General features: G+C 60.4%; 20 protein-coding genes and 1 other RNA gene. 5 read left to right on the top strand and 16 right to left on the bottom strand.

Translation table 11 applies throughout. The annotated features are described in order from the left end of the window. Positions 1–5: 5 nt before the first annotated feature. The 14 genes from ftsW to BLR72_RS03160 form a co-directional block, all read right to left on the bottom strand. Positions 6–1,163: a putative lipid II flippase FtsW gene (gene ftsW, locus BLR72_RS03225; RefSeq protein WP_027231904.1), complete on the bottom strand. Its 1,158-nt coding sequence runs from the start codon at positions 1,161–1,163 to the stop codon at positions 6–8. Further along, on the bottom strand, positions 1,156–2,559 hold the full coding sequence (gene murD, locus BLR72_RS03220; protein WP_091945019.1) for a UDP-N-acetylmuramoyl-L-alanine--D-glutamate ligase: 1,404 nt from the start codon (positions 2,557–2,559) through the stop codon (positions 1,156–1,158). Before murD ends, ftsW begins: the two co-directional genes overlap by 8 nt. Before the next feature lie 5 nt (positions 2,560–2,564). After that, positions 2,565–3,647, bottom strand: coding sequence for a phospho-N-acetylmuramoyl-pentapeptide-transferase (gene mraY, locus BLR72_RS03215; protein WP_027231906.1), 1,083 nt, complete (start codon positions 3,645–3,647; stop codon positions 2,565–2,567). A 31-nt stretch (positions 3,648–3,678) separates the two neighbouring features. Further along, positions 3,679–5,112: a UDP-N-acetylmuramoylalanyl-D-glutamyl-2,6-diaminopimelate--D-alanyl-D-alanine ligase gene (locus BLR72_RS03210; protein WP_091945016.1), complete on the bottom strand. Its 1,434-nt coding sequence runs from the start codon at positions 5,110–5,112 to the stop codon at positions 3,679–3,681. Beyond that, entirely contained in the window at positions 5,109–6,578 is a 1,470-nt protein-coding gene (locus tag BLR72_RS03205) for a UDP-N-acetylmuramoyl-L-alanyl-D-glutamate--2,6-diaminopimelate ligase (protein WP_027231908.1), read from the bottom strand. Before BLR72_RS03205 ends, BLR72_RS03210 begins: the two co-directional genes overlap by 4 nt. A gap of 119 nt (positions 6,579–6,697) precedes the next feature. Next, the gene (locus BLR72_RS03200) at positions 6,698–8,440 is read right to left on the bottom strand and encodes a peptidoglycan D,D-transpeptidase FtsI family protein (RefSeq protein ID WP_091945012.1); all 1,743 of its coding nucleotides are present in this window, start codon (positions 8,438–8,440) and stop codon (positions 6,698–6,700) included. After that, a complete protein-coding gene (locus BLR72_RS03195; protein WP_027231910.1) occupies positions 8,440–8,868 on the bottom strand; it encodes a cell division protein FtsL in 429 nt (142 codons plus the stop codon). Before BLR72_RS03195 ends, BLR72_RS03200 begins: the two co-directional genes overlap by 1 nt. Before the next feature lie 3 nt (positions 8,869–8,871). Next, positions 8,872–9,870 carry a 16S rRNA (cytosine(1402)-N(4))-methyltransferase RsmH gene (rsmH, locus tag BLR72_RS03190; RefSeq protein WP_091945009.1) on the bottom strand — a complete coding sequence of 333 codons (999 nt, stop codon included), beginning with the start codon at positions 9,868–9,870 and terminating at the stop codon, positions 8,872–8,874. After that, positions 9,867–10,325 carry a division/cell wall cluster transcriptional repressor MraZ gene (mraZ, locus tag BLR72_RS03185; protein ID WP_091945004.1) on the bottom strand — a complete coding sequence of 153 codons (459 nt, stop codon included), beginning with the start codon at positions 10,323–10,325 and terminating at the stop codon, positions 9,867–9,869. Before mraZ ends, rsmH begins: the two co-directional genes overlap by 4 nt. Before the next feature lie 377 nt (positions 10,326–10,702). Next, positions 10,703–11,140: RNase P RNA component class A (gene rnpB, locus BLR72_RS03180), an RNA gene on the bottom strand. Between the two features lie 100 nt (positions 11,141–11,240). Continuing rightward, positions 11,241–12,008 (bottom strand): lytic transglycosylase domain-containing protein, encoded by a 768-nt coding sequence (locus BLR72_RS22870; protein WP_091945001.1) that lies wholly within the window; start codon positions 12,006–12,008, stop codon positions 11,241–11,243. 211 nt (positions 12,009–12,219) lie between these two features. Then, entirely contained in the window at positions 12,220–12,984 is a 765-nt protein-coding gene (locus tag BLR72_RS03170) for a peptidoglycan recognition protein family protein (RefSeq protein WP_091944999.1), read from the bottom strand. Further along, complete coding sequence (locus BLR72_RS03165) at positions 12,971–13,690, bottom strand: J domain-containing protein (protein ID WP_091944996.1); 720 nt, start codon at positions 13,688–13,690, stop codon at positions 12,971–12,973. Before BLR72_RS03165 ends, BLR72_RS03170 begins: the two co-directional genes overlap by 14 nt. Before the next feature lie 127 nt (positions 13,691–13,817). Next, positions 13,818–14,228: a hypothetical protein gene (locus BLR72_RS03160; protein WP_139202489.1), complete on the bottom strand. Its 411-nt coding sequence runs from the start codon at positions 14,226–14,228 to the stop codon at positions 13,818–13,820. A 233-nt stretch (positions 14,229–14,461) separates the two neighbouring features. On the opposite strand from BLR72_RS03160, the gene BLR72_RS03155 reads away from it, so the two are divergent. Further along, a complete protein-coding gene (locus BLR72_RS03155; RefSeq protein ID WP_091944993.1) occupies positions 14,462–18,097 on the top strand; it encodes a hydantoinase B/oxoprolinase family protein in 3,636 nt (1,211 codons plus the stop codon). Beyond that, positions 18,090–18,602 carry a GNAT family N-acetyltransferase gene (locus BLR72_RS03150; protein ID WP_175492262.1) on the top strand — a complete coding sequence of 171 codons (513 nt, stop codon included), beginning with the start codon at positions 18,090–18,092 and terminating at the stop codon, positions 18,600–18,602. The genes BLR72_RS03155 and BLR72_RS03150 overlap by 8 nt, the downstream gene beginning before the upstream one ends. Before the next feature lie 390 nt (positions 18,603–18,992). On the opposite strand, the gene aroA is transcribed toward BLR72_RS03150, so the two are convergent. Next, positions 18,993–20,261 carry a 3-phosphoshikimate 1-carboxyvinyltransferase gene (gene aroA, locus BLR72_RS03145; RefSeq protein ID WP_091944987.1) on the bottom strand — a complete coding sequence of 423 codons (1,269 nt, stop codon included), beginning with the start codon at positions 20,259–20,261 and terminating at the stop codon, positions 18,993–18,995. A gap of 383 nt (positions 20,262–20,644) precedes the next feature. Between aroA and BLR72_RS03140 the strand changes: the two genes are divergently transcribed. Both BLR72_RS03140 and BLR72_RS03135 read left to right on the top strand, forming a co-directional pair. Beyond that, a complete protein-coding gene (locus BLR72_RS03140; RefSeq protein WP_091944983.1) occupies positions 20,645–21,901 on the top strand; it encodes a BtaA family protein in 1,257 nt (418 codons plus the stop codon). After that, on the top strand, positions 21,901–22,557 hold the full coding sequence (locus tag BLR72_RS03135) for a class I SAM-dependent methyltransferase (RefSeq protein ID WP_091944980.1): 657 nt from the start codon (positions 21,901–21,903) through the stop codon (positions 22,555–22,557). Before BLR72_RS03140 ends, BLR72_RS03135 begins: the two co-directional genes overlap by 1 nt. A 1-nt stretch (position 22,558) precedes the next feature. Here the strand turns inward: BLR72_RS03135 and BLR72_RS03130 are convergent, their stop codons facing one another. After that, a complete protein-coding gene (locus BLR72_RS03130) occupies positions 22,559–23,578 on the bottom strand; it encodes a hypothetical protein (protein WP_139202488.1) in 1,020 nt (339 codons plus the stop codon). Between the two features lie 191 nt (positions 23,579–23,769). Between BLR72_RS03130 and BLR72_RS03125 the strand changes: the two genes are divergently transcribed. Beyond that, positions 23,770–24,588: a glycoside hydrolase family 25 protein gene (locus BLR72_RS03125; protein WP_027231922.1), complete on the top strand. Its 819-nt coding sequence runs from the start codon at positions 23,770–23,772 to the stop codon at positions 24,586–24,588. The last annotated feature ends 106 nt before the right edge of the window (positions 24,589–24,694 follow it).

Genomic DNA, 24,694 nt, shown 5'->3' with positions numbered 1-24,694 from the left:
ACCCCTCAGCGTGCGCCGGCCATGGAAGGCATGTTCGCGCTGCCGAGCGTGGCCGACCGCCGCGCTTCAGGCCTGCGCCGCGTCAGAGCAAGCAGCAGCCCTGTGGATATGGCGACCGAGATAAGCGACGAGCCGCCATAGGAAATGAATGGCAGGGTCATGCCCTTGGCCGGCATCAGGTGGAGATTGACGGAGATATTGATGATCGACTGGAAGCCGAAGAGAATGACGAGACCCGACACTGCAAGGCGGGTAAAGTCATCCCGCTCCTTGAGTGCGATCGTCAGGCCGCGAATGACGATGAAGGCGAAGATCGCGACAATGAGCAGGCAGAGGGCAATGCCGTACTCTTCGGCCGTCACCGAGAAGATGAAGTCCGTATGGCTGTCGGGGATTATGCGCTTGATCGTGCCCTCGCCCGGTCCCTGCCCGAACCAGCCGCCGCGTATGATCGCCTCGCGGCCGGCATCGACCTGGAACGTGTCGCCTTCACCGGTCAAAAATCGGTCGATACGACCGGCGACGTGCGGAAACACCGTATAGGCGCCGAAGAACCCGACCATGCCGAGCACGCCGAGGCTGATGATCCAAAGCCACGGGACCCCTGCCATGAAGAACATGGCGCCCCAGGTGCCTGCCGTAAGGATCGTTTGTCCAAGATCGGGCTGCGCCACCAGAAGCGCGGCCACCACGCCGAAGAGCATCATGGAGAAGAGATTGCCGGGAATATCCTTGTGGCGCTCGTTCTCGGCGAAGAGCCAGGCACAGACGATGACGAAGGCCGGCTTCATGAATTCCGACGGCTGGATCGAAACGCCGGCAAGCGAAACCCAGCGCCGCGCGCCCTTGACCTCGATGCCGAAGAACAGCGCCCCTACCATCGCGACGAGTGAAACGCCGAGCAGGATGATGGCAAAGCGGCGAATGGTGCGCGGCGCCATGAATGACACGGCGAACATCACGACAACTGCCGGCACCATGAACATCGACTGGTGCTTGACGAAGTAGAAGCTCTCAAGGCCGATGCGTTCGGCAACGGCGGGGCTTGCGGCAAAAGACAGAAGAATCCCCAGGCCCATCAGCGCCAGGCAGGCCGCCAGCAGAAATCGGTCTATTGTCCACCACCAGTCGGCGACGGGACCACGGTCAATACGACTAACCATCTATGCCTCCAATTGGTGATGCGCCCGCAAGCGCGAGGACGGCGGAGCGAAATGCCTCGCCGCGTTTTTCAAAGTTCTGAAACTGGTCGAAGCTGGCGCAGGCAGGCGAAAGCAGCACGACAGGTTCGCCGGAACTGTCGCTTGCGGCATCGCGGGCCGCATGTTCGACGGCAGCGGCGATGGTGCCGGAAATCTCGAAGGGCGCTGCATCGCCGAGCGTCGCGGCAAATTGCGGAGCGGCTTCTCCGATCAGATAGGCCTTGGCAATGCGCGGAAAGAAGCCGGCAAGCGAGGCAATGCCGCCCTCCTTGGGCAGGCCGCCGGCGATCCAGTAGATGCGTGGAAACGACGACAGCGCCGGCGCCGCCGCGTCGGCATTGGTGGCCTTGGAATCATTGACGAACAGGGTATTGCCGAGCTTGGCTACCTGCTCCATGCGGTGCGCAAGACCCGGGAACGTGCGCAGGCCCGCATTGATCTCTTCCATCGACAGCCCGACTGAGAGGCAGGCGGCAAGCGCGGCAAGCGCATTCTGCGCATTGTGCTCGCCCCTGAGCGAACCGATGCCGGCAAGAGAGGCGACGACCGACGCATCGCCGTTCTTGGCGCGGACGAGATCGGAGCCCTTGGCGAAATAGCCGTTCTCGATGGGCATGCGCTTGGAGATACGAATAACATGCTTGCCGGTCCGCTCCAGCCGCTCCGCTATCGCCGCGCAGTAGCTGTCATCGACACCGACAATCGCCGTTTCGCTTCCTGCCACCAGACGTTCCTTGATCTCGGCGTAATGCTGCATCGTGCCGTGCCGGTCGAGGTGGTCCGGGGTCAGATTGAGAAGTATGCCTGCCGTCGGGTTGAGGGATGGCGCAAGGTCGATCTGGTAGGACGAACATTCGACGACATAGAAGCGATTATCCGCCGGCGGCTCCAGCGTCATGACCGCCGTGCCGATGTTGCCGCCAAGTTGTACGTCCCGGCCCGAAGCCTTGATGATATGGGCGATGAGGGCAGTTGTCGTCGACTTGCCGTTGGTGCCGGTGATGGCGATAAACGGGCTTTTCTTGCCGGCGCGATTGCGCTCGCGCACGAAAAGCTCGACGTCGCCGATGATCTCAACGCCGGCTGCTCTCGCAAGATCGACGCTCCAGTGCGGGCGCGGATGGGTCAGCGGTACGCCGGGCGACAGGACGAAGGAGGAAAACTGCTTCCAGTCGACGTTCCGAAGATCGCCGGTTTCGATGCCGGCGCTTTGCGCCTTCCTGACGCTTTCCGGGTTGTCGTCCCATGCAACAATTCTGGCGCCGCCTGCGGCGATCGCCTGCGCGGTCGCAATGCCCGACCCGCCGAGCCCGAAGAGCGCGATGGTCTTGTCCTTCATGGAATGGGCGGGGATCATGCGGCCTACCGGAGCTTGAGCGTCGAAAGGCCGATCAGCGCGAGAATGACGGCGATGATCCAGAAGCGGATCACGACCTGGCTCTCGGTCCAGCCCTTCTTTTCGAAATGATGGTGGATCGGCGCCATCAAGAAAACGCGCTTGCCGGTCATCTTGAACGACGCCACCTGGATGATCACGGACATGGCTTCCATGACGAAGACGCCGCCGATGATGGCAAGAACGATCTCGTGCTTGGTTGCGACGGCAACAGCCCCGATGAGACCGCCAAGCGCCAGCGAGCCGGTGTCGCCCATGAAGATGGCGGCGGGAGGCGCGTTGAACCAGAGGAACCCAAGGCCCGCGCCGATGACGGAGCCAAGGACGACGGCGAGCTCGCCGGTGCCGGGCACGAAGTGAATTTGCAGATAGTCGGCGAAAATCGCGTTACCGGAAAGGTACGCAATGACGCCGAAGGAAGCTGCTGCGATCATTACCGGGACGGTTGCAAGACCATCGAGACCATCGGTGAAATTGACGGCGTTACCCGCGCCGACCATCACAAAGGCAGCAAACGGGATGAAGAAGATGCCGAGATTGATGATAAACTGCTTGGCAAAGGGGAAGGTCAGCGACGACGAAAACGGTTCCTGTCCCGCCCACATGATGCCGAGACCGGCCAGCCCCGCGATCAGGAACTCGATGCCGAGACGCCCGCGGGCCGAAAACCCCTTGAACGATTGTTTGCTGACCTTGAGGTAATCGTCGTAGAAGCCGATGGCGCCGAAGCACAGCGCGACGAGCAAAACAATCCACACATAGACATTCGACCAGTTGGCCCAGAGCAGCGACGACAGGAGAATCCCGGTCATGATCATGAGGCCGCCCATGGTGGGCGTGCCGGCCTTCTTGAAGTGTGTCTGCGGGCCGTCGGCGCGGATCGGCTGGCCGCGGCCCTGCCTGATGCGCAGCGAGTCGATGATGCGGGGTCCGAACAGAAAAACGATGAGCGCCGAGGTAATCAGCGCACCGCCGGTCCGAAACGTAATATAGCGGAACACGTTCAGCGCCTGGATATGTTCCGCCAGACCGGCGAGATAATAAAGCATGTGGCTAGAGCCCTTTCCCCATCCCCGCAGCTTACTCGGCTGGACCGGCAGGCTCGATGGAATTGTATTTCTGCAAGAGCGTTTTAACGATCTGGGAGAATCCCGTCCCCTTGGATGACTTGATCATGATCACGTCACCAGCCCGGATCGTCTTCAGCAATTGCGGTTGCAGTTCCTCTACGCTCTGCCTGTATTCGGCATGAAATTCAACCGGCATAGCCGCCTTGAGCGCCTCCATTTCAGGACCGCCGAGAAAAACCATGTTGATGTGGTTGTCGGCAATCACTGAAGCGAGTTCCGCGTGAAGTTTCGGCGCCTGCTTGCCGAGTTCGAGCATGTCGCCGAGCACGGCTATGCGCCGCCCGCGTCCAGTCGGCGTTGCCGCCGCAAGCAGTTCGATCGCGGCGCGCATGGACGCCGGGTTGGCATTGTAGCTCTCGTCGATCAGCGTGAACGTACCCTTTGCAACTTCCAGCGTATGGCGCGCCCCGCGCCCGCTTTCCGGGCGCAGCGAGGCAAGAGCAAGCGTTGCCTTGGCCATGTCTGCACCGGCAAGATGCGCCGCGCCGAGGACGCCAAGAACGTTCTGCACAATATGTCGGCCGGGCGCTCCGATCTTGACGACGGCTTCTTCGCCGGCGAGCCGCGCTGTCATGCAGGAACAATCGCCAAGGAGTTTCAATTTGACGAGTCTGTAATCCGCCCGGGCGTTCTCACCAAAGGTCTTGATGTGCTCGACGCCCGCATCCTTTGCCATTTTCTCGAGCGGTTTGAAATGCTTGTCGTCACGGTTGAGAAGGGCGTAGCCGCCGGGAACGACGCCTTCGAAAATCTCCGCCTTGGCGGCGGCGATTTCCTGAAGATTCTTGAAATGACCAAGATGCGCCGCCGCAATGAGCGTGATCAGCGCGACGTGGGGGCGCACCATCTTGACCAGCGGGCGGATTTCGTCGGGATGGTTCATGCCGATCTCGAACACACCGTAATCGGTATCGGCCGGCATGCGGGCAAGCGTCAGCGGTACACCCCAGTGGTTGTTGAAGGACGCCGCCGAGGCATGAACCTTCCCGCTGGTGGCAAGCACATGCCGCAGCGCTTCCTTGGTCGTAGTCTTTCCAACCGAACCGGTCACCGCGATAATCTGCGCATTGGAGCGCGCGCGTGAAGCAATGCCGAGCCGGGTCATGGCCGCGAGCACGTCATCGACGACGATCATCGGCGCCTTCAACTTGCCGAGCGCCGGCAGTTTCGCTTCCGCAACGACAAGCAGCGCCGCGCCCGCAGCGACCGCCGCGGTGGCGAAATCGTGTCCGTCGAGCGCGTCACCCTTGATGGCGAAGAAAGCCTCGCCCTGCTTCAGGGTACGGGTATCGATGGAAATGCCGGTGATGCCCTCCGGCAACTTGCCGACGGGCCGCCCGTTCATCGCTTCAATCATGGCATCGGAGGTCCAGAGCGGGCTCATGCTCCGCTCTCCCGTGCCAGACGGTCTTTCAGCGCCGAGCCGACTTCGGCATGATCGGAGAACGGCAGAACGACATCGCCGACGGTCTGGCCTTCTTCATGGCCCTTGCCGGCCACGATCAGCGTGTCGCCGGATTTCATCATCGAAACCGCATGGCGGATTGCTTCGCGGCGGTCGGCGATTTCTATGGCGCCCGGCGCTGCCGCAAGGATTTCGGCGCGAATGGTGGCGGGCACTTCTGAACGCGGGTTGTCGTCGGTGACGATGACCACGTCGGCGAGGCGCGTCGCGATCTCGCCCATCATCGGGCGCTTGCCTTTGTCGCGGTCGCCGCCGCAGCCAAAGACGACGATGACGCGGCCGGTCGTGAACGGACGCACCGACGCGAGGACGTTTTCCAACGCGTCGGGCTTGTGGGCGTAATCGACATAGGCGGGCGCACCCTCCTCTGTCGCACCGACGAGGTCGAGCCGCCCCGGCGCGCCCTTCAGGCGCTCGAGGCCGCGCACGGCCGCTGCGGGCGGAACGCCGGTGGCAATAGCGAGGCCCGCCGCGACGAGGCCGTTCGCCACCTGAAAGTCGCCGGCGAGCGGCAGGGTAATCTCGAAGATTTCCCCGGCGATGTGCATCTCGACGTGCTGGCGGAAGCGCTCGTGCTCGACGCGTTTCAAGGTGATGAAATCGCCCTTGCGGCCGACGGTGAGCACCTTGCAGCCAGCGTCAGTGGCAGCAGCGATCGTCGGCTTGGAAAAGGCGTCATCGGCAAAAATGACCGCCGGCGCACCCTTCGGCAGCAGTTCCGTGAAGAGCCGCAGCTTGGCGGCGTGATATTCCTCGACCGTCGCATGGTAGTCCATGTGGTCGCGGCCGAGATTGGTGAAGGCGCCGGCCGAGAGACGCACGCCGTCGAGGCGGCGCTGGTCGAGACCATGCGAGGATGCCTCCATGGCGGCATGGGTAACGCCCTCATCGACGAGCTCGCTGAGCAGCTTGTGGAGTTCGACCGGGTCGGGCGTCGTCAGCGAACCATAATCGTCGCGCTTGGGCGATACGACACCGGTGGTGCCGATGCTGGCGGAGGCAAAGCCCGCCTGCGCCCAGATCTGGCGGGTGAAGGATGCGACCGACGTCTTGCCGCTCGTGCCGGTGATCGCCACCATCACATCCGGTTGAAGCTTGTAAAAGCTTGCCGCAGCAAGCGCGAGCGTGCGGCGTGGATCGTCGACATAAACGATCGGAACGGCAATCTTGCCAAGCTTCGCACCCTTGGAGGTAACAATGATCGCGGCCCCGCGCGACGCCGCGTCCGCCGCATAGGTTGCGCCATCGGCTTTGGAGCCTTTCAGCGCGGCAAACAGAAAACCGCGTTCCACTTTGCGCGAATCCGACGTCAATCCGGTTATCGTCTTATCGCCGAGTTCGGAGATAGCGATTTCAGGAATTCCGTTCAGATCTTTAAGTTGCATGGCCGCAGTGGAACCCATTTTCAAAAACTTTTCATCTCATAAGGTCAAGAATCGCCGATTCTGCTCGCAAAACGCATCGTTTTGAGTCGTTTCTGGGGCATTCGCGAGCGAAGCTGTGGCTATTCATCGAACGACACCATCGTTGGCGCTGCCATGTTCTCTTCCTTGAAATCCGGCTTGACGCCGAGGAACGATGCCGAACGGCGAATAATGTCCGCAACCATCGGCGCCGCGTTCAAGCCGGCAGTTGCCGCAACCTTGCCTTCTTCTGGCTTCGGCTCGTCGATGATGGTCAACACCACATATTCAGGCTTGTCGATCGGGAACGCCGCCACAAACGCATTGAACCTGACATCACTCGAATAGCGGCCGTTGACGACTTTTTCCGCCGTTCCGGTTTTGCCGCCGACGCGATAGCCCGGAACGTTCGCCCGCGCGCCTGAACCGCCGGAGCCCTTCTCGCTGTTCAGGCGATAGAGATAGCGCATGTCCTCGCTCGTCTTTTCGCTGACGACCTGCTTGGCAACCTTGGTGGCCTCCTCCTCTGTGCGCGGCAGGAATGTCGGCTCTATCAGTTTGCCGCCGTTCATCAGGGCTGCGGCGCCGACGGCCGTCTGCAACGGGGTTGTCGCCATGCCGTGACCGAACGCGATGGTGATCGAGTGAACCTTCTTCCAGACTTTCGGTTCCATCGGGCGCGCTACTTCCGGCAACTCCGTCTGCATGCGGTCGAGAAGACCGAGACGGTGCAGAAACGCCCTGTGACCCTCGATGCCGACGACGTCGGCTTCCTTTGCCGAACCGATGTTCGACGAATAAATGAAGACTTCAGGCAGGGTCAGGACGCGATGCTTGCCGTGAAAGTCGCGAATGGTCTGGTGGCCAATCGTGATCGGGCGGCTGGCATCGAAGGTACTGTTGATATTGACCTTGCCGGAATCGAGCGCCATCGCCGTCGTGAAGCTCTTGATCGTCGAGCCCATTTCGAAGGTGCCGGCGGACATGCGGTTGAGCCTGTCCTTGTCGAGCGCATTGAACGGGTTGTTCGGATCGAAATCCGGAGCGGAGGCCATCGCCAGGACTTCGCCCGTATGAACGTTAAGGACGACGGCGCCCGCGGCAATGGCGCGGTAGCGCTGCATCGCATTGACTACGACATCGCGGACGACGTGCTGGACGCGAAGATCGATCGACAGCTTCACCGGCTCGAGCGAACGGCTGTCCGCAAGCCCGACATCGCGCAGGTCCGAAAGACCCTGCTCGTCGATGTATTTCTCCATACCGGCAATGCCCTGATTGTCGATATTGACGAGGCCGAGAATATGCGAAGCGGTCGGCCCGCCCGGGTAGAAGCGTGATTTCTCGGTCCTGAAGCCAATGCCGGGGATGCCAAGCGCCATGATCTGGCTCTTCTGTTGCGGCGTCAAACCGCGCTTCAGCCAGGCGAAGCCCGCATTGCTCTTCAGGCGATTATAGGTCTGCTCGAAGTTCAAATCCGGCAGCACGGTCGATAGAAGTTCGATCGCCTCGTCGGGATCGATGATCTTGCGCGGCTCGGCGTAGAGGGACGCGGTCTTGATGTCGGTCGCCAGTACCTCGCCATTGCGGTCGAGAATATCGGGACGCGAGGCCAGCACGGCGCCAGTCGGTCCATTATAACCGGTCGTATCTTCCTGCATGCCGTAATAGATCAGGCGGCCGCTGATAATGCCGTATATGCCCATGAAACCGGCAATGGCCATGACGACACGATTGCGCGCACGATTGCCGGATTTCTTCTTCTTCGCGTCAAGCGCGAAGGCCGGCGCAACGCCCGCTTCGAGAAGGTTCTTTTTCCGTTTGATCCACAGCGCTGCCATCATCAATGCCCCTTCGGCTTTGCGCCTGGAACGGCTGCGCTGCTTTTCTTGACGCTGCCGGTCAGCGTCGCGTCCGTCTTTATCGTATTGCCTGCATTCGCCTCGGTGATGATGTTGGCGACATCATCAAGCCCGTCCGATGCCGGCTTTGGCTGCGGCAGTTCGTCGATGTTGACGATCTGCTGCGCTTCCATCTGCTGCAGGTCGAGCTGGCCCTGGAAGGTTTCCACCAGCTTCTGCAGGCGATTGGGCTGGGTGAGCAGGCTCCAGTCTGCCTTGAGCAGGTCGATCGTGTCGCGCTCATCGGCAATCATGCGTTCGAGCTTGCTGACCTGCGCCATCTGCTTTTCCGCATCGTGCTTTATCTTGTAGGTCACGGCGGCCGCCGCGATCATCAGTCCTATCAATATGATATCGAAGGTGCGCAGCACGGATCAGTTCCTCGCCTTATCTTGGAATGCGGGCAGGTTGGGCAGGCCGTAAATGGAATGGTCCTCGGCAAGCGGTGGATTGGTTGTGCGGACTCCGCCACGCAGCTTTGCGGACCGGGCGCGCGGATTGCGCTCGGCCTCAGCCTCACTCGGCGCAACAATGCCCTTGCCGATCGGCGTGAAGCTTGCCAGCCGCTGTTCGACCTGCGGCAGATGCCTCGATCCGCCGCCACTTGCCGAACGATCGGCGAAGAATCGCTTGACGATACGGTCTTCCAGCGAATGAAACGTGACAACGACAAGTCGCCCGCTCGGCTTCAACACTCTTTCGGCCGCGTGGAGCGCGCGCACGAGCTCGCCCAGCTCGTCATTGACGAAGATGCGCAGCGCCTGGAACACGCGCGTCGCCGGATGGATCGGCACCTTCGGATTGCGCCCGACCAGCGCTTCGATCGCATTGGCGAGATCGCGGGTGCGGATGAACGGCTCGCTCGCGCGGCGCTTTTCGATCATGCGCGCAATACGTCCGGCATGGCGCTCCTCGCCAAGGAAATTGAAGATGCGCGCAAGGTCGCCCGCTTTCAGACGATTGACGACATCGGCGGCGCTTGGTCCGGAACTTGACATGCGCATGTCGAGCGGCCCGTCCTTTTGGAAGGAAAAACCGCGCTCCGCTTCGTCGATCTGCATGGAGGAGACGCCGATATCGAGAACGACACCATCGGGCGCGCCGCCCAGCAAGGCAACCTGATCGAGCGTCGAGAACGTGCCTTGGACAAGCGTGAGACGCCCGGCAAATTCCTTCTCCATGGCGCGGCCTGCCTCGATCGCGGAGGGATCGCGATCGATTGCCGTAACCGACGCGCCTGTTTCGAGAATGCGGCGCGTATAGCCGCCCGCGCCGAACGTGCCGTCGATGATCAAGTCGCCCGGCTGCGGCTGCAACGCCGTGATGACTTCCTCGAGCAGGACGGGAATGTGCCGGTCGTCGGATGCCGTCATCGACTGCCCCCGTTCAGCGTCTCGAGTTGACGCTTTTCCGCGAGGCGTTCCCGCACCGTTGTCCGATGCGCTTCGAAACGATCCGGATGCCACATCTGAAAGTGGGTGTTGGCGCCCGCAAAGGTCACATCCGACGAGACGCCCGTATGCTCCCGGATGAAATCCGTGATCGTAATCCGCCCGTCCCCGTCGAGCTTCAGAAAGCCGCCGTCGGCGTGCAGGTAGAAGGACATGTCGTCCGCCGTCTCCGCGAAAGGATCCTCGCTCTCCAGACGCTTGTCGAACCGGCTCAGAAGCTCCGGCCCGCCCACATCGAGGGCAGGCAGATGCAGAGAACGCAGCGCATAGAGCTCCGCGTGACCGGCCTTCTGGATAATCGAGCGGAAGTGCGCCGGCACCGAGACCCGCCCCTTGGCGTCGATCTTGTTCGTTATATTTCCGAGGAACCGGTTCAAGACGTAACACCGCCGTTTCCGCCCCGTCCGCATTTCTCGGGGTGCCAATGGTTTTAACTTCCGATGGTTCGGACAAGGCATCGGCATGGTCAGCCCATGGCCAGCCCTGGCATGCGTGTTCGTAATGCGGGGGACACCGTGTCGAATGAACGCTACTGATGAAATCAATCGGTATCATGGGGCACTATGGGCGTCAATGGGACCAGCGGACACGGATAGGGAATGAGCCGTCAATTCGGCGCACTACCGGCGATTCTGAAATTTATCGCTCATTAAGCTTAATGAAGCGTTAGGAAAGGCCACATTTACGCGTTCGCACCACTGCGAAGTCGCTCGCCGAGCGGCTTCACAGTGATCGATCATCCCATGGAAATTGAAGTGCCAGCTGGCCTGTAAGCCGGGTTCTGTATGGCCGGGCTCGCGCCCGACGCGGCAGCCATTCATCTTGGACGGACGTTGCCGCCCGCCTCCTGCAACCCACCCGGACGACTGACCCGGAAACTGATCGCCAGGCTTGCGCCCGGCACGCCGTCCCTATTCGGTTTTGCTCCCGGTGGGGTTTGCCATGCCGCCCCTGTTACCAGTTGCGCGGTGGGCTCTTACCCCACCCTTTCACCCTTACCCCGCCAGTATTTGGGCTCGGACCGCTTTGCGCGGTCGCAGCCGAAATACAGGCGGGGCGGTTTCCTTTCTGTGGCACTTTCCCTGGGGTCGCCCCCGCCGGATGTTATCCGGCACCGTGTTTCCCTGGAGCCCGGACTTTCCTCACATGCCGCCTTTCGGCTTTTGACATGCGCGGCTGCCCGGCCAGCTGGCGACGCGTATAAAGGCGTTTCGCGCGAAAAACGCAAACGAAAAAAGGCCGGGCGTCCGGCCCGGCCTTTCAAATCATGCGGTGGTGATTATACCCAAAGCCTAGTTGGATGCCATCTCCAGCTTCACCTTGGCGCAGTAATTGGCCGAAACCGGGTTCATGCGCGTCGCGCCATGACCGGCATTGTAGCGCAGGATCGTACCGCAGGTGGTGCCGTTGCCAAGCTTATGGGCGCCGGCAAGATATTTCATGCCCCAGCGGATATTTTCCTCCGGGTTGTAGAGCGCCTGGCGCGTGCCGGTATAGCCGAGGCCGCGGGCCGTCTCATACTTGATCTGCATCAGACCGATTTCGCCGGCGCTGCCCGTCATGTTCGGCTGGTAATTGCTTTCAACGCGAATGACGGCATTGGCAAGCGCGACCGGTACGCCATAGGAGGCGGCGTAGGAATTGATGATCGTCGAATACTTGGTCCCGCCGATCGCCGAAGCGCCGGCAGACGCGATGCTCCCCGTCGTCATCGTATCGACGCTGGCAATGGTCTCGTTGACGACAGTGGTCTTGATGCGGGCCTTGGCCTGAACGACCGGCCGCTTGTGCGAGGCGGATTTCTTGCTGACGCGCTGCTGCTTGGCAGCTGCCTTTTTCGTTGCCGGCGCCTTGGCGACGACGCGTTTACCCTTTTCCTTCGACTGGGTGATTTTTGCGGCCGGAGCTGCCTTGGCCTTTGCCTGGGCTTCCCGTTCACGCTTCAACTTGATGTAATCAGCGATACTGTTCGGCTCTGCCGGGCTGCTGAGTGCTGAATTTGAGCCATAGAAGGCCATCGCCCCGAAAAGGGCGAGAATCATACCAAATTTTTTGTTCATCGTTTTCCGTCTAGAAGCTTGGGCGACACGAATGTGCACACCGGGATCGTTCCGTGCCAAAAATCAAAAGGGCAGAGCCGGAACACTGGCCAAGGATTTGACGGTCCAATGCAGCCGAATATTGATCGGCCAAATAACAAAATGTAACCCATTGATATATATAGGTTGCAGTGCACAAAATGAGCCGGAAAAGGTTTTTTAGTTCAAACGCTTACGCCGACAGGGCAGGCAGCGAATAAAGTAGTCGATGCAGGGTCTCGATGGTTGACATATCGGCGACTCCATCGACCTTTTCGGCGCGAAAATGGCGCTGGAACGCTAAAATGCCCAATTGTGTCGCGTTTCCGAAGACCCCGTCGATGGGGACGCCATAGCCGTAAAGTGCCAGCATGGACTGCAAAGCCTCGACTGGCTGGCCCTGATCGCCGAGCGTGAAGAAACGCCCGCCTCTGATCGGCGACGCTTTCACCCAGTGACCGACGCCGGCATCGTAGAGGACAGGCCAGGGAAACTTCTCGCCGGGATCGATCTTGCGCGCCGGAGCGATGTCGGAATGGGCAAGTACCGCCTCGGGCCGGATGCCATGGCGGGATATGATGCCCTTGCAAAGGTCTATGACGGCATCGATCTGGACGGGTTCGAAATCGGGAAAACCGAGAAGCGGACCACCGTTCACGATCTCGATACCGACCGAGCAGGAGTTGATGTCTGTCTCGCCCTTCCAGAAGCTCTGGCCTGCATGCCAGGCCCGTTCGCTCTCGGGCACCATCTGCACGATCCGCCCATCCTCATGAACGACGTAGTGCGCGGAGACTTCGCTTTGGGGATTGGCGAGCCAATTCTGGGCGGCTTCTCCGGTCTCCATGCCGGTATAGTGCAATATGAGATATGACGGTCGCTTGCCGTCCTTGCGCGGCCCGAAATTTGGCGAGGCATGGACTTCGGCGGAAAGGTGGTCCGGCTTAAACCCGCTCATACGCCTTCAGGTCTTTTTCAACCCGGTCCCAGGCGGCATTGATCGCTGCGATGCGCTGGTTGGCAATGGCGATGAATTCTTCCGGCACGCCGCGGGCGATCAGCACGTCCGGGTGGTTCTCACGCACCAGCGCGCGGTACTGCTTGCGGGCCTCTTCGAAACTGACGCCGTGTGAAAGGCCGAGGACCCGGTAGGGATCCGTTTGGCCAACACCCACGTGGCGCGCGAGTATCCGGTCGAACTGTTCTTCGTCGAGCTGAAAGATTTCGGCCACGGTTCCAAGGAAGACGAGTTCCTTGTCATGCAGGGCGCCGTCAGCCTTCGCGATGTGAAAGAGCCCATCCAGAATGTCTTCGAGCATCTTGCAATTGGGCTTGCCGGTCCCGCAAAGCCCGGACAATTGCGTCGCATAGGCCTCATAGCCGGCTACGTCCTGCTTGGCGAGATTGTAGAGGCTCGTCACCTGCTCCTGATATTGCGGAGGGACGTGGAATATCTCGTGAAACGCATTCACCTCGGCCTGCGTCACGACGCCGTCAGCCTTTGCCATCTTGGCCGAAAGCGCAATCATCGCAATGGAGAAAGCCACGCGCCGGCGCGTCTCCGGATCGCCCTCAAACGTGGTTCGGACGGCTTCGATGATGCTCGAGAATGCATCGATCGCAGTGCTGGTAATGAAATCGCTGATGCGGCGCCAAATCGACATGACTTCGTTTTATTCAAATTCATTCGCAAATGCGAGAGCCATATCAATGTCGCGGCGGTGGACGCGTTGCCGCATGGCGCGCACCACCGTCGGCCGGACGGCGGAGCGCCCGGCCTAAAGGCAAGCGCTATTGCATGCCGAGGGCGTCCTTGATCGCCTTCTCCGCCTCGTCGGCAGCAACCTTGGCCTGGTCGTCGGTCTGACCAGCCGATTTGGCAGCGTCTTCGGCAGCCTTGCGCGCCGTCGCGACCGCTGACTGCTTCTGCTCAGGCGTCATCGTCGCTGCCTGCTCTTTCAGCTTGTTCAACGTGTCTTGAGCATTCATCGGCGTTGCTGGTGTCGCAGCTGGTGCAGCGGGAGCCGCAGGCGTCTCCGTTGCTGCGGGGGCAGCAGGCGCAGGCGCTGGTGCCGGGGCGGGAGCCGGAGCTGGCGCTTCGGTTTTCGCCGGAGCCTGTTCCGATTTCTGTTCGCTCTCGCCGCAACCGGCAAGCACGAGAAGTGAGGCTGTCGCCATCGCTACAAAAAGTCTGTTCTTCATCGTTTCCTCTCCATCGCTAAAACTGGCCCCTCGCCTTACCTTAAAACGAATTGGTGGCTGGCGGCGGTTTGTTTGCGCATTCAGTTAATTTTCCCGTGGATATCAACGGTTTCGCGCGAATCTTAACGTAGAATCTTCCATGATTGCGCTTGTTGCCATTTGGCTTATTCTCACTTGGGGCATGTGCGAGGTTTTTTCCGCGCCGCCGAATCACCTGTAGACGGAGGCTGCCCGTGAAGGACAGATGGGATTTCTGGATCGATCGCGGTGGCACGTTCACCGACGTGATTGCGTGCGATCCGTCTGGGCAGCTTCATGCCCATAAGCTCCTCTCGGAGAATCCCGAAGCCTATAAGGACGCAGCCATCCAGGGCATTCGCGAACTCCTCGGCGTCGAGCCAGGCGATCACATTCCGTCCGAACGTATCGGCGAGGTGAAGATGGGGACGACTGTCGCAACCAATGCGCTGCTTGAGCGCAGGGGCGACCGGACCTTGCTCGTCATAACACGCGGTTTCCGCGATGCCCTGAGGATTGCCTATCAGGCGCGGCCCGACATCTTTGCGAAGGAGATCATTCTTCCCGAACAGCTCTACGAGCGCGTGGTCGAAATCGATGAGCGGGTGCGAACGGACGGCACAGTGGAAGTTGCGCCGGATGCCGCGCAGATACGCGACTTGTTGAGCGAGGCCAAGGCGGAAGGGATCGATGCCGTCGCCATCGTTTTCATGCATGCCTGGAACTATCCGGCACACGAACAGCTTGCAGCCAGGGTGGCGCGGGACCTCGGGTTCGGACAGGTGTCGGTCAGCCATGAAGTTTCGCCGCTCGCCAAGCTCGTCGGGCGCGGCGACACCACCGTCGTCGACGCCTATCTTTCTCCAATCCTGCGCCGCTACGTCGATCGGGTTGCCGGTGAGCTTGGCGCGGGCGACGGGGCGGAACAGGGGCCGCACCTCTCCTTCATGATGTCATCAGGCGGGCTGACGGCGGCCGATCTTTTCCAGGGCAAGGACGCCATTTTGTCCGGTCCCGCGGGCGGCGTCGTCGGCATGGTCGAGACGGCACGGCTTGCGGGGTTCGACCGGGTGATCGGCTTCGACATGGGCGGGACCAGCACCGATGTCGCCCACTACGATGGGGATTATGAGCGCGCCTTCGATACGGAAGTCGCCGGCGTGCGCATCCGTGCGCCGATGATGCGCATTCATACGGTCGCCGCAGGCGGCGGTTCCATACTTCATTACAGCGCGGGGCGCTTCCAGGCCGGTCCCGATTCGGCCGGTGCCAATCCAGGCCCCGCCTGCTACCGGCGCGGTGGGCCGCTTGCGGTTACGGACGCCAATGTCATGCTCGGCAAGTTGCGGCCCGAATATTTTCCGGCGATCTTCGGTCCTAATCAAGACAAGCGGCTCGATGCTGAGATCGTTGGGAGAAAGTTTGCGCAGCTTGCGGCAGAAATCGGCGACGGCAAGACGCCGGAAGAGGTTGCCGAAGGTTTCGTGACGATCGCAGTCGAGAATATGGCGAATGCGATCAAGAAAATATCGGTGCAGCGCGGCTACGACGTCACCGGCTATCTCCTGAATTGCTTCGGCGGCGCGGGCGGGCAACATGCCTGCCTTGTTGCCGACGCGCTCGGCATGGAAGCGGTGCTTATCCATCCCTTCTCCGGCCTGCTCTCAGCCTATGGTATCGGCCTTTCCTCGATATTCGCGTCACGCCAACAGGCGCTCGTCAAACCGCTTTCTTCCGAAAACCTTGAGGAAATCCGCGAACTCGTTGCGCGCCTGTCGGCTGCCGTGACGACCGAACTTGCAGGCCAGAGTGTTCCGGCCGAGGCAATTGCGGCGCGTCCCATGGTGCATCTGCGCTATGACGGAACCGATACGACGATCCCCATCGATTTCAGCGCCTTTGCGATTGATGGAGCGCGCGCTGCCTTCGAAGCTGCTCACAAGGCCCAGTTCGGCTTCATATACGACAACAAGGGCATCGTGGTTGAAGCCGTCGGCGTCGAGGGCATGGACTCCCGCGAGCGGACGCAAGTCGAAAAGAAGCAGGCTCCGGTTGCGGCAGAACCGCAGCACGAAAACACGTGCCGGATTTTCTCCGGCGGTGCGTTTCACGACGCTCCGGCGTTCCGGCGCGAAAGCCTCGCGACTGGGCATGAGATCAAGGGCCCGGCCCTGATAATCGAGCCGCATCAGACCATCGTCGTCGAGCCAGGCTGGCGTGCGCAGATCACCGACTTGAACCATGTCCTCATGCGCCGCGCCGAAAAGAAGCTTCGCACGGCCGCGCTCGGCACCGAAGCCGATCCGATCATGCTCGAGGTTTTCAATAATCTCTTCATGTCGATCGCCGAACAGATGGGCGTGACGCTGCAGAACACCGCCTATTCGGTCAACATCAAGGAACGTCTCGATTTTTCCTGCGCCGTGTTCGACGGCAGCGGCGCGCTCGTCGCCAACGCACCGCACATGCCCGTTCACCTCGGCTCCATGGACCGCTCGGTCGAGACGATCATCAAGCTCAACGCCGGCGATATTCATCCGGGCGATGTCTTTGCCCTCAATGCTCCGTATAATGGCGGCACGCACCTCCCGGATATTACTGTGGTGACACCGGTCTTCGATGATGCGGGAAAAAACATTCTCTTCTACGCCGCCTCACGCGGCCACCATGCCGATATTGGCGGTTCCGCGCCGGGATCGATGACCCCGCTCGCGACGACCGTCGATGAAGAAGGCGTTCTCATCGACAATTTCCGTCTCGTCGAGCGTGGCCGCTTTCGTGAACGGGAATTGACTGCGCTTCTCACCGATCACCCTTTCCCTGTGCGCAATGTCCATCAGAACATCGCCGACCTGAAGGCGCAGATCGCCGCTAACGAAAAGGGCGTTGCTGAGCTTAAGAAGATGATCGGCCAGTTCGGGCTCGGCGTGGTCGAAGCCTATATGGGCCATGTCCAGGACAATGCGGCGGAGAGCGTGCGGGCCGTGCTCGACCGGCTGCCCGAGCAATCCGAATACAGCTACAAGACCGACACCGGCCAGACGATTGCGGTGAAGATTACCGTCGATCGCAACGAGCGCCGGGCAACGGTGGATTTTACCGGCACGTCGCCGGTCATGAAAAACAACTTCAATGCGCCGGAGCCTGTGGCGCGCGCTGCAGTGCTCTACGTATTCCGTGTCATGGTCGAAGGCGCGATACCGATGAATGCCGGCTGTCTGCGTCCTATCGACATCATCATCCCAGATGGGTCGATGCTGAAGCCCACCTACCCGGCGGCCGTCGTTGCCGGCAATGTTGAAACATCGCAGCATGTCACCAACGCCCTGTTTGGCGCCTTGGGCGCGATGGCGAATTCGCAAGGGACGATGAACAATCTGACGTTCGGCAACGAGCGCTATCAATATTACGAGACGATCTGCTCGGGATCGCCCGCCGGCCATTTCAACGACGGCACCGGCTTTGCCGGAACCGCCGCCGTCCACACGCACATGACCAATTCACGCCTCACGGATCCCGAAATCCTCGAAATGCGCTTCCCGGTCCTGCTCGAGGATTTTCATATCCGCGATGGTTCCGGCGGCACCGGGACGTTCCCGGGCGGCAACGGCACGCAGCGGACGATCCGTTTCCTCGAACGGATGGATTGCGCCATCCTGTCGTCGCATCGCAGCCGCCCTCCCGAAGGCCTCGACGGCGGGGGCGATGGCGAGACAGGCAAGACGCAAGTGCGTCGCAACAATAGAACAACCGAAACGCTCAAAGCTTGCGACCAGACCGTCCTCGACGTCGGTGAAGCCGTGATACTCACCACACCCACCCCCGGCGGTTATGGAAAGACTGATGGTTGAACCGATGCAGATTGCGGTCAGGCGCTTGAGCAGCGACGATGCGGAGCGTTTCCAGGCCCTGCGGCTGCATTGCCTGCAGACTGCACCCGAAGCATTCGGTTCGAGCTATGAGGAAGAGTGCGGCCGCGACATCGCCGAAATACGCTCGATGCTGGAGGCGCAGCCCAATGCGGTGTTTGGCGCCTTCGCCGGTGACTTGCTCATAGGCCTAGCCGGCTTTGCCGTCAGTCCCAAAGCCAAGAAGCGCCACGTAGGTCTGCTATGGGGTGTCTTCGTCCATCCCGCCTGGCGAGGTCATGACTTAGGCAGACGATTGACTGCGGCCGTGATCGAACATGCGAGGCAGCATGTAGACGTTCTTCATGCGACGGTGATGGCAACCAACCTCTCCGCGCGCAATATATATCTTGGTCTCGGATTTACAGTTTTTGGTTTTGAGAAGGATGCATTGCGCTACGACGGCAAGTCCTATGACGACGAGCACCTGCGCCTGGATTTACGCTGAAACTGTGGCGCAGCAGCGGCAACGAAACGTCGATAAAACACGAAACGAACGACACCTGTTAAATTGCCTTTGTACGGTCGTCACACTTCCACGCCGTGCAAGCTCAATTACTTGCCCGCCCCTCATCATCGAGGCATTTGGCGCGAACAAAATAACGGTCGAAGGCGCTGCGAGTCCTTGGCGGACTGATGCGGCCGACGAATTTCGCGCATGTCCGCCAGAGGCTGACGCTCGCCGATGAAATGAGTTCACCTTTGCAAAAAGCTTTCACTCAAGGTACACGTCGACGACGCCGCGCTGGCATCGCGAAAGCCAAGCGCGCTCGACACCGGCGGTCCAGATGCCCAGATACCCGAGAATCCGGTCTCCTGAACGATACTCGCCAAGATACTATGAAGGGGACGTTTCCTTGACCGCGACCCCTAGCGAACGCAGGCCGTTCCAGTAACCTGGATAGGTTTTCGCCACGCAGCCGGAATCAAGGATGTTGATGCCTGGCAGTTTGAGGCCGGCCAGCGCGAAGCTCATCGCGATGCGGTGGTCAGAATGGGTATCGATGTCGACCTCGGAAAAGCTTGACTGCAAACCCGGGTCCGAGGCGACAAGCAGATCGTCTCCCTCCTCAATGCCGAGGCCTGGGCGAATTGCGTTGAGCCCCGCAGCTAGCGCCGACACGCGGTCGCATTCCTTGACGCGCAGATTGGATAGCCCGCTGAATCGCACCGGTGTTTCGTTGAACGCCGCCAAGACCGCGATCGTAGGTATCGCGTCTTGCATCTGCGCGCCGTTGATGACAGCCGGCAACCGCGGAAACTGTCGGATGGTGGCCATTGCTCTGGCATCGGGTTGGGTGAATGCCTCCACCGGCATGCCTAGGTCAATTGAACCATTCGTGATCGCTTCCGCCGCCCACAGATAAGTAGCTGCAGACGCATCAGGTTCGACTATGAAATCGGTGGCGATATAGCCGGTCGGCTGGACGCGCCAACTTGCATCTGATGTCTGCTCCACCATTGCGCCGAACTTCTCCATTGCCGCAAGTGTCAGATCGACATAGCCGCGCGCCCCGATAGCGGGGCCAGATAGTATGATGTCGATCGGCCCCTCGCCAAACGGCGCGATCATCAGCACAGCTGAGACATATTGGCTCGATAGCGCGCCATCGATTTCGATCCGGCTGGTTTTCAGGCGGCCAGTGCCGCGCACGGTCACTGGCGGATAGCCAGCTTGGCTGAAGATGTCGATGCCCGCAGCGCGCAGCGCTACAACGAGCGGTTCGATCGGTGGGAGGCGCATATAATCGTCGCCATCGACGATGACCGTTCCGTCCACGACCGCCGCCGCTGCCGTGATAAAGCGGGTAGCGGTGCCGGCATTCCCTAGAAATAGCGGAACCGCAGGTGAAGAAAGGCGGCCGCTGCTGGTCAATGCAAAACTGGTTTCGTCAGGCTCGCTGACCATCACGCCCATGTCGCGCATAGCCGCGGACATATAGCGTGTGTCGTCGCTCTTCAGCGCGCCGCGGATAAGGCTATTGCCAGGCGCCATTGCCGCCAGCAGCAGAGCCCTGTTTGTGATCGACTTCGAGCCAGGAGGAGTAATCTGGCCGATCAGCCTGCGACCGGGCGGAGTAATCGTGGCAACCAAACGCTGGCTCATTCTACGTCACTTCCGGATACAATGCGGGCCGACCGGGCAGCCACGAATCGGTGAATTTGCATATAATTTCTTTAGGCCAGTCGGCACGCACCGACAAGCGCGATCCTGATGTCTACGTGCCCTGTTAGGCGTCATGGGCGCCTGGATTTGCGCTGAAACTGGCTTGGCGCAGCGGCGTCAACGAAACGTTGATAAAACACGGAAATGACGGCACTTGTTAAATTGCCTTTGCACGGCTGTCACACTTCCTGGCCGTGCAAGCTCAATTAGTTGCCCGCTTAAGTTGAATCAACTTGGCAAGTCGCTATAAGGGCGTGCGTCACCCATTTGTTACATCGGGATGCTAGGCGGGCAGGAATTTCCAATAAAGGGGATTCGATTAGATGCCGCTTGCTAGACAATCCAACGAACTGTCCCCGCGCAACGAGAAGCTCAACAAGGCGGTCCGGCAAAACAGGCTCCTTTCGAAAGCCGGCCTTTCGGAACGCCTCTTCGCCCATGTCTTCAAGGGGCTGGTCTATCCGCAAATCTGGGAAGACCCGGAAGTGGACATGGAGGCACTGCAGATTCTGCCTGGCCACCGGATTGTCACCATTGCCTCTGGCGGCTGCAACGCCATGTCCTATCTGACGGCCGATCCGGCCAGCGTCGAAGCCGTCGACCTCAACACCGCTCATGTCGCCTTCAACCGGCTTAAGCTCGCAGCAGTTGCCCGCCTGCCCAATTACGACGCCTTTTACCGCTTCTATGGGACGGCTGACGACAGGGCCAACCTTGCTGCCTATGAGCGTTTCATCCAGCCGCATCTCGACGCGACGAGCCGCGCCTATTGGGAAAAGCGCATGCTTTCCGGCCGGCGTCGGATCACCATCTTCTCACGCGACCTCTATCGGCACGGGCTGCTCGGGCTCTTCATCGGCATGGGGCATCGAATTGCCAGGCTGTACGGCATCGACCCGCGCGATCTGCTCAAGGCATCCACCATGGAGGAGCAGCGCGCCTATTTCGATACGGCCCTCGCCCCGCTCTTCGACAAGCGCATGATCCGCTGGGCGACGAAGCGGAAGTCGTCGCTGTTCGGACTAGGCATTCCTCCGCAGCAATATGATGCGCTCGCCACCGCCGGCGATGGCAATATGGCGCAGGTGCTACGCGGCAGGCTGGAAAAGCTCGCTTGCGGCTTTCCGCTCTCGGAAAACTATTTTGCCTGGCAGGCCTTTGGCCGCGGCTACAGCGACAATGCCGAGACCGGCCCGTTGCCGCCCTACCTTTCTCGCAGCAATTTTGCCACCGTGCGCGACCGCGCCAGCCGGATGAACGTCGTCAATGCCTCCTTCACCGAATTCCTCGCGGCAAAACCCGACGCCTCGGTCGATCGCTTCATTCTTCTGGATGCGCAGGACTGGATGAACGACACCCAGCTCAATGAACTATGGGCGGAGATCACCCGCACTGCCGCGCCGGGCGCACGCGTCATCTTCCGCACGGCGGCCGAGCCTACCATCCTGCCCGGACGCATCGACGATACGTTGCTTGATAGCTGGGACTATCAGGAAGAACTTTCCCGCGCGCTGCACGAGCGCGATCGCTCGTCGATCTATGGCGGCTTTCACCTCTACCTTCGCAAGGACCGCGCCTGATGTTTGCCAAGATTGAACACGGCCCGCTGATGGACCGGGTGTACCGGCATCAGCGTCACTTCTATGACGCTACCCGCAAATACTACCTGCTTGGCCGCGACCCGGTGCTTGCCGGGCTCACCCCGCCAACGAGTGGCAGCATCCTAGAGATCGGCTGCGGTACGGGCCGCAACCTCGTGCTTGCCGGGCGGGCTTATCCAAAGACTTCGCTCTACGGCATTGATATTTCGAATGAAATGCTGGCAACAGCACGCAAGAAGATAGCTGCTGCAGGAATTGGTGATCGCGCCACGCTCGCCTACGCCGACGCGGCAAAGTTCGAGCCTGAAGCGATCCTTGGGCGGCGCGCGTTCGACCGGATTTTCATCTCCTATGCCGTATCGATGATCCCGCAATGGCAGGCGGTGATGCGCGAAGCAATCAACCATCTCACGCCGGGTGGTGCGCTGCATGTTGTCGATTTCGGCGATCTGCGCGATCTGCCTGCCTTCGCGCGGCGCGGGCTTTATAAATGGCTCGAATGGTACCACGTGACGCCTCGCAACGACCTGTTCGATGTTGCAGGCGAGATTGCCCTGGCCGCCAATGCGCAGGCCGAAATCCATAGGCTATATCGCGGCTTTGCCTGGATTTCAGTAATCCGCCGTCACGCCTGACCTACTGGCAAAGGTCGGCTTTGGGGCCGGCCGAACCCGGGCCCGCGAGGCAAAAGAGCATCGACATTTCCGCGGCCGAACGCCCGCTTTGCGGGTTCTCTTCGCCGCTATCGCCGCTTGTCGGTCGCTTCAACTCGCAATCATCGCGCAGCAGGCACATGACCGGGATGCGTGCCATCGCAACGGCCGCCCTCTGCATGCCGGCGGGACCGGAGAAATCTCCGGCATTGCGCACGCGGTACCACTGGTGGACCCGCGAAATGCGAAAGAAGGCGCGCGGGTTTGGCAGAACTGCGAGCCGCGAGCGCAAATCATTGTCGGCGAAGAGATCTACGACCTGGCCGTCATAGGGCTCGGCCAGGCGCCGATTGTTGGAAACGAAGGTGGAATCGAAGGTAATCGCCGCAGTACATGGAAACGCTGCCGCAAGGTGGCGCGCAAGTCCGCCGCCCAGCCCATGCCCGACAACGATATATTCGACCGGCAGGCCCGCCGATCCGCTTTGCGCCTCACGGCGGATACGCGAAAACTCCTTGCGCACAGTCCGGTATTGATCCCACGGATTGATCATCTGGGTAAACAAGGTGTTCTCGCTGATCAGATCCGGCAGGTTGAACGCGCTGTCCTTGCCTCTGATGACGAGCATTACCGAAAGCCGCACCGGGCTGCGCTTGTAGAAAAGCTCAGCGTAGAACCCACCCGGCCGGATAATCGGCCCGCCCTGCGGAGCCCAGCCGAATATTTCTGCTTTGAGATTGAAACGGTCTCGGTTCGATGGCGCGTAGACGTTGGAAGCGTAAGCGGCATAGATGCCGAAATAGTCGGAAATCAGCTCGTTATCGTAATCGGGGTACCCTCTATAGTTGCGCCAGAAGCTCGGTATTGCCGGACGAACGCAACTGCCGGACTGGCTGACGGCTATCGCCAGATCATCCCTGTTGATGGTAACCCACGATGCGAAAAAGGCATTGGCCAGCGCAACCAGCGCGACAAGAAAAACCAGCAAACCAAGTTTTCTCATCGTCCCGCCCCTCGCACCAAACGCTGTTTGCAACGAGTAACACGGCTTAAGATTCGATGCAGCATGCAAAAATATGCAATGGGAACAGCATCGACGAGGGGCGCTTATGCTCATCATCTGTTAAGCATAATCGCGCATCTCTAGTGCATGAGCACTGATCCCGCCACGATTCGATGATGGACCGTAAATATATGAAACGACTTGCAGCAGGTTTGCTGACTGTTCTTCTGACCGGCTGCACGACCGTCGACTATGATTTTTCCGATGCCAAGCAGACAAGGCCGGTCCAGCAGATCGCCGCGCCGACCGGCAATGTAAAGGCGCCGCGCTTCGGCGACCGCGATCCGCACGACTGGACCGGGAAGACGCCCTGGCACTATCCGATCCACGGGACGGACATATCGAAATATCAATCTACGGTTGATTGGCAGACCGTCCGGGCCAATGGCATTTCGTTCGCCTTCATCAAGGCAACGGAAGGCGGCGACCGGGTGGATGATCGCTTCGCCCAGAATTGGGCCGCGACGCGCGCGGCCGGCGTTCCGCGCGGCGCCTATCACTTCTATTATTTCTGCCGCACGGCCAAGGATCAGGCCAAGTGGTATATCCAGCACGTCCCAAAGGACCCAAGCGCCTTGCCGCCGGTCCTCGACATGGAGTGGAACGCGGCCTCGCCAACCTGCAAGCTCCGGCCCAATGCCGCGATCGTGCGCAGCGAGATGAAGACGTTCATGGATATCGTCGAACGCTACTACGGCAAGCGTCCGATCATTTATACGACGGTCGATTTCTTTGACGACAATGACCTGCGCCAATTCGTGGGCTATCCTTTCTGGTTGCGCTCGGTAGCCGGGCATCCCGACGAGAAATACGGGTCACACCCCTGGACCTTCTGGCAGTATACCGGCACCGGCTCCATCCCCGGAATGCGCGGCGATGCGGACATCAACGTCTTTGCCGGAAGCGAAAAATCCTGGAAAGAGTGGCTGGTGCGCAACAAGGTGCAATAAAGGGCAAGACCCCCACCCTGTTTCGCGATTCTTTGACTTCACCTCAACTGCATATTCGTGCATTAGCAGGGCATCTGCGCGCTTGGGCGTGCCCGTTAGAACGAGA

The sequence above is a fragment of the Phyllobacterium sp. YR620 genome (assembly GCF_900104165.1).
GTDB classification, from domain to species: domain Bacteria; phylum Pseudomonadota; class Alphaproteobacteria; order Rhizobiales; family Rhizobiaceae; genus Phyllobacterium; species Phyllobacterium pellucidum.
The sequence above is the reverse complement of the archived record's forward strand: the minus strand, read 5'-3'. Positions and strand labels throughout refer to the sequence as shown.

Excerpts from the sequence above, each read along its gene's own strand:
- mraY (WP_027231906.1), bottom strand. The coding sequence starts at position 3,647 with ATGCTTTATTATCTCGCCGGTCTGGCGGAACATATCCAGGCGCTGAAC.
- BLR72_RS03140 (WP_091944983.1), top strand. The coding sequence starts at position 20,645 with ATGCCGCTTGCTAGACAATCCAACGAACTGTCCCCGCGCAACGAGAAG.
- BLR72_RS03205 (WP_027231908.1), bottom strand. The coding sequence starts at position 6,578 with ATGCAACTTAAAGATCTGAACGGAATTCCTGAAATCGCTATCTCCGAA.
- aroA (WP_091944987.1), bottom strand. The coding sequence starts at position 20,261 with ATGAGCCAGCGTTTGGTTGCCACGATTACTCCGCCCGGTCGCAGGCTG.
- rsmH (WP_091945009.1), bottom strand. The coding sequence starts at position 9,870 with ATGACGGCATCCGACGACCGGCACATTCCCGTCCTGCTCGAGGAAGTC.
- ftsW (WP_027231904.1), bottom strand. The coding sequence starts at position 1,163 with ATGGTTAGTCGTATTGACCGTGGTCCCGTCGCCGACTGGTGGTGGACA.
- BLR72_RS03130 (WP_139202488.1), bottom strand. The coding sequence starts at position 23,578 with ATGAGAAAACTTGGTTTGCTGGTTTTTCTTGTCGCGCTGGTTGCGCTG.
- BLR72_RS03125 (WP_027231922.1), top strand. The coding sequence starts at position 23,770 with ATGAAACGACTTGCAGCAGGTTTGCTGACTGTTCTTCTGACCGGCTGC.
- BLR72_RS22870 (WP_091945001.1), bottom strand. The coding sequence starts at position 12,008 with ATGAACAAAAAATTTGGTATGATTCTCGCCCTTTTCGGGGCGATGGCC.
- BLR72_RS03210 (WP_091945016.1), bottom strand. The coding sequence starts at position 5,112 with ATGAGCCCGCTCTGGACCTCCGATGCCATGATTGAAGCGATGAACGGG.
- murD (WP_091945019.1), bottom strand. The coding sequence starts at position 2,559 with ATGATCCCCGCCCATTCCATGAAGGACAAGACCATCGCGCTCTTCGGG.
- BLR72_RS03170 (WP_091944999.1), bottom strand. The coding sequence starts at position 12,984 with ATGAGCGGGTTTAAGCCGGACCACCTTTCCGCCGAAGTCCATGCCTCG.
- BLR72_RS03135 (WP_091944980.1), top strand. The coding sequence starts at position 21,901 with ATGTTTGCCAAGATTGAACACGGCCCGCTGATGGACCGGGTGTACCGG.
- BLR72_RS03165 (WP_091944996.1), bottom strand. The coding sequence starts at position 13,690 with ATGTCGATTTGGCGCCGCATCAGCGATTTCATTACCAGCACTGCGATC.
- BLR72_RS03150 (WP_175492262.1), top strand. The coding sequence starts at position 18,090 with ATGGTTGAACCGATGCAGATTGCGGTCAGGCGCTTGAGCAGCGACGAT.
- BLR72_RS03200 (WP_091945012.1), bottom strand. The coding sequence starts at position 8,440 with ATGATGGCAGCGCTGTGGATCAAACGGAAAAAGAACCTTCTCGAAGCG.
- BLR72_RS03160 (WP_139202489.1), bottom strand. The coding sequence starts at position 14,228 with ATGAAGAACAGACTTTTTGTAGCGATGGCGACAGCCTCACTTCTCGTG.